The 10,271-nt window shown below is 45.4% G+C and carries 7 protein-coding genes; all 7 read right to left on the minus strand.

The window, feature by feature from the left end; genetic code table 11:
- Window positions 1–24: 24 nt before the first annotated feature.
- The gene (gene purD / locus NBH16_RS20520; RefSeq protein ID WP_005863591.1) at window positions 25–1,296 is read right to left on the minus strand and encodes a phosphoribosylamine--glycine ligase; all 1,272 of its coding nucleotides are present in this window, start codon (window positions 1,294–1,296) and stop codon (window positions 25–27) included.
- 35 nt (window positions 1,297–1,331) lie between these two features.
- Window positions 1,332–3,533: a S9 family peptidase gene (locus NBH16_RS20525; RefSeq protein ID WP_121960712.1), complete on the minus strand. Its 2,202-nt coding sequence runs from the start codon at window positions 3,531–3,533 to the stop codon at window positions 1,332–1,334.
- Window positions 3,514–5,064: a THUMP domain-containing class I SAM-dependent RNA methyltransferase gene (locus tag NBH16_RS20530; RefSeq protein WP_250789007.1), complete on the minus strand. Its 1,551-nt coding sequence runs from the start codon at window positions 5,062–5,064 to the stop codon at window positions 3,514–3,516. Before NBH16_RS20530 ends, NBH16_RS20525 begins: the two co-directional genes overlap by 20 nt.
- 130 nt (window positions 5,065–5,194) lie before the next feature.
- Window positions 5,195–6,094, minus strand: coding sequence for a serine O-acetyltransferase (locus NBH16_RS20535; RefSeq protein ID WP_005860231.1), 900 nt, complete (start codon window positions 6,092–6,094; stop codon window positions 5,195–5,197).
- A gap of 69 nt (window positions 6,095–6,163) precedes the next feature.
- Complete coding sequence (locus NBH16_RS20540; protein WP_122144855.1) at window positions 6,164–7,726, minus strand: PD-(D/E)XK nuclease domain-containing ATP-binding protein; 1,563 nt, start codon at window positions 7,724–7,726, stop codon at window positions 6,164–6,166.
- Window positions 7,727–7,844: 118 nt separating this feature from the next.
- Window positions 7,845–8,840: a hypothetical protein gene (locus NBH16_RS20545; protein WP_036614523.1), complete on the minus strand. Its 996-nt coding sequence runs from the start codon at window positions 8,838–8,840 to the stop codon at window positions 7,845–7,847.
- Window positions 8,837–9,973 (minus strand): 6-bladed beta-propeller, encoded by a 1,137-nt coding sequence (locus NBH16_RS20550; RefSeq protein ID WP_057317246.1) that lies wholly within the window; start codon window positions 9,971–9,973, stop codon window positions 8,837–8,839. Before NBH16_RS20550 ends, NBH16_RS20545 begins: the two co-directional genes overlap by 4 nt.
- Window positions 9,974–10,271: the final 298 nt, after the last annotated feature.

The raw sequence follows: 10,271 nt of genomic DNA on the forward strand, positions 1-10,271 counted from the left end.
ACGCATATTCTCTCTAATTGTCATTTACAGATCAAATCCGATATCCCGACGGAAATACTTCTTATCGAAATCGATCTGCTTAGCTCCGGCAAAAGATTGGGCCAAAGCCTCTTCCTTAGTAGCCCCATACGAACTGACCGCGATCACACGGCCGCCATTCGTCAGGATCTGGCCGTCTACCAGCTTCGTTCCGGCATGGAACACTATATTGTTCGAGGATACGCCATCCAATCCCGTGATTACCTTATTTTTCTCGTAAGCCTCCGGATAACCGCCGCTTACCAACATAACCGTAACCGCCGCGCGAGGGTCCTGTACCAATGTACGAGCCGCTAAATCGCCTTCCGCTACCCCTTCCAGCAAATCAACCAAATCGCTTTGGATACGAAGCATGACTACCTCTGTCTCCGGATCGCCCATACGACAATTGTATTCTATCACCATCGGCTCATTCTTCACATTGATCAGACCCAAGAAGATGAAACCTTTATAATCGATATGCTCCGCTTTCAATCCCTCTACGGTAGGACGGATAATACGCTCGTCCACCTTCGCCATAAAGACCTCATCCGCGAAAGGAACCGGGGAAACAGCTCCCATTCCACCGGTATTCAAGCCCGTATTGCCCTCGCCGATACGCTTATAATCTTTCGCTACCGGAAGCACCTTGTAATCGTTGCCATCCGTCAAGACGAATACGGAGCATTCGATACCATCCAAGAACTCCTCGATCACGACCGTCTTGCTCGCGTCACCAAACATTCCGCCCAGCATATCTCCCAACTCTTTCTTGGCCTCCTCCAAGTTATCGATAATCAGTACCCCTTTACCGGCAGCCAATCCATCCGCTTTCAATACATAAGGAGCGGAAAGAGATTCCAAGAACGCATAGCCTTCCTCTAAGTTTTCAGTGGAAATACTCTTATAACGAGCGGTCGGGATATGATGACGCATCATAAACGCCTTGGCGAAATCCTTGCTACCTTCCAATTGGGCACCTTCCCCACTCGGGCCGATCACGGGGATGGAGCTTAATGCCTCATCCTTCTTGAAATAATCATAAACACCCTTCACCAAAGGATCCTCGGGACCTACCACGACCATATTCACTTGGTTCGCCAACGCAAAATCCTTGATAGCGGCAAAATCATCCGCTTTAATATCCACGTTGGTTCCTACCAACGCTGTTCCCGCGTTACCGGGAGCGATAAATAACTTATCAACTTTCGGGCTTTGAGCGATCTTCCAAGCGATCGCATGCTCACGCCCACCAGAGCCTAATAACAATATATTCATATCTCTTCTAATTTTCAATTCTCAATTCTCCATTTTCAATACCCAAGGTAGTCATCGAAATACCTCGTAATCTTCTCATGCAAATGCGGACGGTCCTTACCGGTCACATTATGCTCATGGCGAGGATACACAAAGTAATCCGGATACGTATCAGCCTCTACGCAAGCCTTTAAGAAACCAAGGCTGTGTTGCCACACTACCACCGGATCGATATCCCCATGTATCATCAACAGATGGCCTTTCAGATTACCGGCCTTCAGTTTCAGGTTCGCGTTCTTATAACCTTCCGGATTATCCTGCGGGCGATCCATATAACGCTCGCCATACATAATCTCGTAATTGCTCCAGTCGATAACCGGCCCTCCGGCCACGCCCACCTTAAAGATCTCCGGATAAGTCAGCATCAAGTTCGTTGTCATAAAACCGCCATAACTCCAGCCATGTACCCCGATACGGTCGGCATCCACATAAGACAAAGATTTCAGGAACTCGACACCCTTCACTTGGTCCGCCATCTCATTGATACCCAAATTACGATGAATCACGCTCTCAAAAGCATGTCCACGATTTGCCGAGCCGCGGCTATCCACGGTAAACATCACATAACCTCTCTGTGCCATATAGAGGTCCCAACCACGAGCCCCGTTTTGCCAGTCGCCCGTAACAAGCTGGACTTTAGGGCCTCCATATACATAGACAATCGTAGGATACTTCTTCGTCTCATCCAAATCCGGCGGTAAAGTCAACCGGTAATTCAAGCGAGTCTTACCATCGGCAGCAAGGATATGTCCAACCTTGATCCGCGGCATCCGATACAATTTAAAGGGATCCGGAGCGGAAAGTAAGGTAGAAATCACCTTAGCGTCCTTTACACGGATTAAATCGATATCCCTCGGGGTAGAAGGAGAACTTACATAATCAATCGCATATTCGCCGGAGGGACTCAGCAACCAACGGTGCACGCCCACTTTCCAACTCAAGCAATTCATGATATCACCCGTTCTCAAATCCGTCTCCCAAATATAACGTTGCATCCCCGTTCCTTGCATATTCGGAGATACGGGATGAGGTGCCGTTCCCTCGAAAATCACCTTATTTCCGTCTTTGCTAAAGCCTAGCACCTTGGTAACCACCCATTCCCCACCGGTTAGCTTCCTTAATTCCTTTCCAGTCGTATCATACAGATATAGATGGTTATAGCCATCCGCCTCACTCTGCCAGATAAACTTATCCGGATCGTTCGGCAAGAAAAGCACGGGATGCTGCGGCTCCACATAACAACGATCCGTCTCGGTAAACAGATCAGCCTCTTTCTTTCCCGTCAAGGCAGAGTACCGCACCAAATGCATCTCGTTCTGCTCACGATTCAACTCAGCGATATAAATACTCTTCTCATCCGGACTCCAAGCGATATTTGTTAAATATTTCTCTTTCGGCAAGCCTGTCTCCAACCAAACCGTCTGCCCGGTAGCTACCTGATAGACACCCACCGTAACCTCATGGCTCTTCATTCCAGCCATCGGATATTTATGAGGAACCGGCGTAGCGCAACGAGTATCGATATTCACCAGCGGGTAAGCGGTCACCATACGCTCATCCATACGATAAAACGCTAGAGCCGAGCCTTTAGGAGACCAAAACATACCTTTCGTAATCCCGAACTCCCGTTGATGGACAGCCTGTCCGCATACGATTCCATCCTGTGTTTCACGTGTAACAATCGTATTTCGTCCATCCGGGGATAAAATATGCACATTGTTTCCCTCCGTAAAAGCTAAGTTATTCGTAGCCGGGCAAAAGTCATAATTCGCCCAGTTATTCTTCAAAGCATAATCAGCGACTACCTTATTTTTCTTATAGTCATAATGAATCCGGTGCTGTTTGCTAGTAAAAGCCAAGACCGAACCTCTTTCATAGGGTACCGAAAAGCTAGGCAAAGAACCAACCGTCTGCAGATTTGCCGCCGTCAAGGCCCCATTCAGTCTTTCCAACGAAAAAAGGACCTCTTCTTTTTTCCCCGGCTTAGCTCCTAACACGCTATCTCCCTTAACATATAAGTACTCGTCCCCGCACCATCGTAACTGTTTCAAGTCACGAGGTACGAAGCGGCTATACGTTTTTCCTCCCGGAATCAAGTCGTGCAAGGAGAGTTGCTTATCTTGGGCGGTAATCGACATCGTTAATAAAATCAGACAAAGGCTTGTGAATAGAGATGATTTAATCCTCATAATCATCATATCCTCTCCGTTTTATAGGCTTTATAGGTTTGCTAAATGGGCGCTTTCCATCCCGCTTATGATCGCCAAACCCTTTCTTACGGTCATCCTCATCCCGATAACGCATTTTCACAGGACGTTCTCCTTTTGGCTTGATCGGCTTACGAACCGGGGCATCCACGAATTTCTTGCGGACCGGACGGTCCTCTCCCCGATCCTCTCCAAAGATACGTTTCCCCGGAATGGAAGCGAAACGCTCCTCATCATCCTCGCTATGGGCAGCGGCGAAACGACGCTCCGGACGATCCACACGACCCGTACGGAAGTTTGGACGATCATTGCCTCTACGCTCGAAAGAGCCTTCCGATCTGTGCGGACGCTCCTCTCCATCCTCATTCAATGCCTTTTTGAAGTCCTTATTAGTTCCCTCAAATAACTCATAGCAACGGTATTCGCACTCCAAGGAACCGTTCATCAATTTGATCTTCTCGCTCGGGCGCAAGCCGATCTTATCGAAACATTCATCTTTATAGCTCAAAATCCAAGCCTTATATCCCATGAACACGTGTTTCAAACGCTCGCCGATCATATTATACAATCCCAATAGATCACGAGATGATATACGCTCTCCATAAGGTGGGTTCGTCACCAATATACCCGGCTTCGGAGCCTCTGTATATTGTTGGAACGGTTTCACCTTCAGATCGATATATTTCATCAAGCCAGCGCTACGGATATTCTCCAAGGCGATATCGATAGCGGCTTGGGAAATATCGGAGCCATAGCAATGGAAAGCGAACTCACGCTCCCCGCTCTCATCATTATAAATACGATCGAACAATTCCTCATCATAGTCCACCCATTTCTGGAAAGCGAACTCTTTCCGATGGATACCCGGAGCGATATTCAAGGCGATCATGGCAGCCTCGATCAACAATGTACCGGAACCACACATCGGATCTACGAAATTAGATTCTCCTTTCCAACCGGTTTTTAGGATCATGCCGGCAGCCAACACCTCATTTAACGGAGCTTCCGTTTGATCCACCCGATAACCACGCTTGTGCAAAGACTCGCCGGAGCTATTGATAGATAAGGTACAATCGTTATGCGAAATATGGATATTGATATATAAGTCCGGGTTATTGACACGAACGGACGGACGCTTCTTGAACTTCTCGATGAAATAATCCACGATAGCGTCTTTCGTACGGTAAGCGACAAACTTCGAGTGATTGAAATCCTCGGAATAGATCACCGAGTCGATCGCGAACGTCTTGTCCAGCGACAAATACTTCTCCCACTCTACCTTTTTCACCTCTTTATAAACGGTATCAGCATCTTTGGCCTTGAAATGATAAATCGGTTTCAGAATGCGCAGGGCAGTACGGCAGTGGAAATTCGCTTTATAAAGCAATTCCTTATCACCCGTAAAGGAAACCATACGACGACCGATCTGCAAGTCGTTGGCACCTAAAGCTAATAACTCCTCGGCCAAGATCTCTTCCAACCCGTATAGGGTTTTGGCCACCATTTCAAATGTCTCGCTCATTTTAATTGAAAATTGAGAATTGAGAATTGAAAATTATTCCCAATTGCGTATTACGTTGTTTATTATTAATTATTCTCATTTCGCTCTCTGACATGCTTCGATCTCCTTCCAGCTACCCTCTTGATAATTTTCAATTCTCAATTTTCAATTGTGTAACCGTACTCCCTGCCGGTACATCCTCCGCTATCCAGACGTTACCACATATCGTAGCCCCTCTGCCAATCCGGATTTTACCGATTAAGGTGGAATTAGAATATACTGTCACATGATCTTCCAAGATAGGATGACGGGCTACGCCACGGATAGCGTTACCGTTCTCATCGGGGGGAAGTTTCTCTCCCGCCAAGCTGACGCCCTGAAAGATTCGGACGTAATTGCCGATCACGCTCGTCTCGCCGATCACCGTACCCGTCCCGTGGTCTATCGAGAAATGATGACCGATCTTCGCGCCCGGATGGATATCGATACCGGTCTCGGAATGTGCCATCTCCGTAATCATACGAGGAATATAAGGAACCCCGAGCTTATACAATTGATGGGCGATCCGGTAATTACCGATCGCCCGGAAACCGGGATAACAAAATATGACCTCACCTAGATTTTGAGCGGCGGGATCGCCATTGAAAGTCGCCTCCACATCCGTAGCCAGCAGACCGCGAATCTCCGGAAGCGTAGAGATGAAAGCCTCCGAAATAGCCTCTGCCTCAGCGGAGATCTTTTCTTCCGGGCAAGTCACGCAAGATGTATCCGCGAAACAAAGTCCCGCATAAACCTGCTTGGATAATAAAGAATGAAGAGTCTCAACATTTACGCCCGTATGAAAACGGATCGTCTGTTTACTGATACGGGCATTCCCATAATAACCGGGGAACAGGATCGCACGGCATAGATCGATGATCTCTTTCAGCACCTCGCCCGAGGGCAGCGCCTCCTCATCCCTGTACGCATGGAACAATTGTTTATACGATGCCTCATCCGATAGCTTCTCCACCGTATCGCCCAATACGCTACTATGCCTCTGTATATCCATTATTTGCGGAATATTCTTTATAATGCGCAAAAATAGTATTTTATTTGAGAACACCTTCACGAAGAAGCATCAAAAATACAGCCAACGGCTAATATTACGTTCTATAGCGCTAAATTCCACGCCAACCTTTATCAACTTACGCCCATCCGCCTGATAGGGAACCAAATAACCTTTCTCATCGATTTGCCATATGGCTTCCTCGGCGGTTCCGTTCAACTTGAACTCAAAGACGTAAATGTATTTTGGTGTTTTAACCACCGCATCCGCACGTCCTCTGGCACTTCGCACCTCCGCCTCAGTAAATTGCCCCATCAACTTAAAGACCAAATAGAAAACCACTTGATAATGACGTTCGGTCTTATCGTTCAACTCATACGGGAAATCAGCGAAGAAAGCTTGGAGACGGGAAAGGAAAGCATCTATATCCTTTGTCCGTAATTCTTGTACAAATTTACCAATATAAAAACTCTGCTCTTCCTTGGAAATGGAGGTATAGTAAGGGACTAAGAAATTAATAAAACCATATTTTACTTCTTCGTTCGGAAATTCCAATAAATAATTACGAAATTCCCGATCATAATCCTTTATCGTCAAATATCCACTCTGATAAATCAACGGAATCGGATTATTGGCGTTTACTCGATATTCAGTGAATGAAGCAGCAGGCGCCTCGATACCATCTATCAAAAGCCGTAAATCATAATTACTTTTACGGAGGAGGCTCACCAAAAAGGTCGGCGTACCCGTCTGAAACCAATAACTCTCCAACTCCAGCTTATTGAACGCATTCAGTACACTGAACGGATTAAACACTCCCACTCCATCTTGATGGAAATGATACCCATCATAATTACGTTCCATCCGCTCTACCACCTCTACAAACGACCAATTATTCTTTTTCCCGAAGGCTTCTATCTCCGGTACAAAATTCGTCGCTAACTCTTCCCGTGTTATGCCACAAAGCGTTGCGAATTGCCAGTCCATGCTAATATCGTTCAACTGGTTCAAGTCACTAAACACGCTAACTTGAGAGAACTTTGTCACCCCGGTTAGGAATACAAAGCGCAAATAGCGATCCGCACTTTTCAACACCCCATAGAACGCTTTCAACATTAGGCGATACTCCTCTTGCAATTTCTCATTATCAAATGATTGCAAAAGAGGCTTATCATACTCATCCACTAAAACGACCACCCGTTTTCCTGTCTGTTCACAAATCAAGCGTAACAAGGTAAACAAACGGTCATCAATCGTCTCATCCGCATCACTAGAACCATATATAGCCTCGTAAACAAGCAACTGCCTATCCACAAGACGAATCAGATCCTCCCCTGTATCAAATTTCTTGGCATTCAAATCCAAATGGATCACCGGATACTCAATCCAATCCTGTTCCAACCGTTCGATAGCCAATCCCTTAAACAGATCTTTTCTTCCTTTAAAATAAGCCTCAAAAGTAGAAAGCAAAAGGCTCTTTCCAAACCTACGGGGACGACTTAGGAAAAACGGTGTCTCCAACGAGGCCATCCGCCACACCCATTCCGTCTTATCCACATATACATAATTCCCTTCCCTTATCTTCTCGAAGGTCTGTATACCTATCGGCAGTTTGCGTACGATACTGTTTGTCATTATCTTTTCACTTTTGTTCCAAAGATAATTACTATTCTTGTCTTCCACAAGTTATTTACATCTCCAATCAGAAACTCGCTTTCGAGAAAACGGAGTTTCAGCCTGTCAAGAATATCATTTACAACAGGTATTTTACCACATCCAATGCTCCACTTTCATCAAGAGCCAAGGCGACCAGAAAACCATCGGAAGGGTCTACGGCAATCCTCTTTATTGAACGATCAAAATTCAATCGTTTCTTTAATTGGCCGTCCCAAGAAAGAACCAGCAATGTGGATAAATTCGAAAAATCCACAGAACCATCGTACAAGCAATACACATACCGATCCGTACCGAATATATCGATAAAGCATTTTGTCGTTCCAAGAACATCCACTTGGGTATCATTCTTCTTCAGTAAAGGCACGATAGGCTCCTTCCCATACGTAAAGCTCCTTTGATAAGTTCCCTTCAAATCGTAAAAATCAATTTGGTTGAAGAAACGCAAGGCAGCAACCACACTGTTTTGCCGCTCATTCACACAAAGATTAGGCAAATAAGCGACGTGCTTACAAGAACGATACGTTCTTGCTACTTTTGGTGGCTCCACCCAATAAATTCCCTCTTCCCGATTCGCATAACAGAAAGGACCATAAACATTTTTCTCTACGATCGGAACCGCATAAACTTCTTTCGTGGTGACATTATAATGCGTAGAGGGAACAAGTTCGGGTATTAGTATATATTTCCGATCAAAACGCAAAGAATCCGCCAGCACCTGCATCTTATTAAATGTAAGTTGGTTATCCACGATCCAGAACTCATCCTTTCCGGCGGGTTCTTTTGTATTTGACTTCATAAACTCCGGATTAGAGAAATAAGTGGCACCATATCCTTTCAACGCAAACGCATGCAGGTGCGACAAATCATCTTTGTCGAATACTTGAATGATCGTATCACACCCACGAGCCAACAACACCAAATAAGACTCGGTAAGACCAATCCCATCATAGCATACACCAGAATCCCCTTTCATTAACAAATTTCCCTCCAGCCGTTTTTCTTCTCTTTCTGCATCGGAACAAGCGAGAAGAAACAAAGCGAAGAATACAATAATCCCATACAATACTCTCATGACCTTTCTATTTTAAATAAACATAAGATCGGATTATCGTCCTGTGTACGATTCTCCGCTATCCGTCTCAAATCCTCATAATGTATCTGATTACGCAACAGCACCGTCGAACTGATCTTCCCGATAAAATAATCTTTATACACTCCGCAAATACCGTAAAAGCCTGTCAACCCCGTAGCCCTTATGAAGTTGGGGAACGCATACGAGAATGCCTCTTTCCTATCCTTGTCATAAAATCCGAAGTAAGTTACCTTATCGCACATATAGGTCGCATGCAGGATCCGTTCGGTCTCCAGCAGCCCAAAAGAATTTACATAGCCGGAGCGAAACAGATCGCCAGAGAAATCTCTCCCGCCTCTCCCTTTCTCCTTGACATACTCGATAGGAGGCATACTTTTATCTCCGAAGCGAACTTTATAAGCAGGCTCCAACATCCCGTCCTTCACTTTCCATACTTCGGGGGTAAAGGGGAAATGCGCATACCAATCCCCAGCAAAGGCATGCAACGTCTTGCTCCCATTGATCGTATGGCCGGACGTGAAATAAGCCGATCCCAACAATGCGTCTTGCTCTCCTTTCCTGTCCGTGGCTTTCAGATAGAAGTTTTCCCTTTGCGGTGTCGCAAATCCCAAAGGATAATACCAAATCCAATTCTCCTTATCCAAAGGGGCGCAGTCCACAAAATAATCAGCTACATCTTGCGTGGATATATATTGATAGGTATCCAGATCATAACGCAATAAGGCCGTCCCACCAAAATCCACCAATGTCAAGATTCGCTCTTTCTCATCCACGAAAAAGTGAGTTAGATAAAGATACTCTTTCGGCCCTTGTCCCCGCAAGCCTACACGAGTAATAAAATTTCCTTGATCACTGAATACAAAAAGCGCATTTATCTCATCACTTCTATCGAATACAAAAATACGATCGTCCACCCAGCAAACCCGGTAGAGATCTTTTAACAGCACGCTATCCTTCGTCTCCAAAGGAATGAATCTGCATTCCAAATGTTCCTGCAAGCCAACCGCACAATCGTTTCCGAAATCCACCACGTCCCACTCTTCCGATCGATTCTCGCATGCGGTCAAAATGGAAGCCACACTTATCATCACTAAATAATATAGTTTTCTCATGTTTTTCATATTAGATTCAGACCGCTAATATACGTAACTTTTTGAAATACGCCAACTGCACAAGTTTTCCTAAGCGCACAATCGGAATTCACGAGAAGTACTACTTCCTTGGCCTATGAAGTATATCTCCTAGAGCTCTTGAAGTATATATTCTACAAAGGAAGGAGTAGTACTGGTGACTATGCCTAAATTTACTTCACAGATTTTACTGTTATTTTCTAAGGTACTTCACATCTTAGAGAAGCTTCTCCTGAAAAACTTCACAGGGTTGAAAGTTGTTTCCTGAACCGGTTCACAG

Source organism: Parabacteroides sp. Y3-G-102 (assembly GCF_023656845.1).
Classification (GTDB): domain Bacteria; phylum Bacteroidota; class Bacteroidia; order Bacteroidales; family Tannerellaceae; genus Parabacteroides; species Parabacteroides distasonis.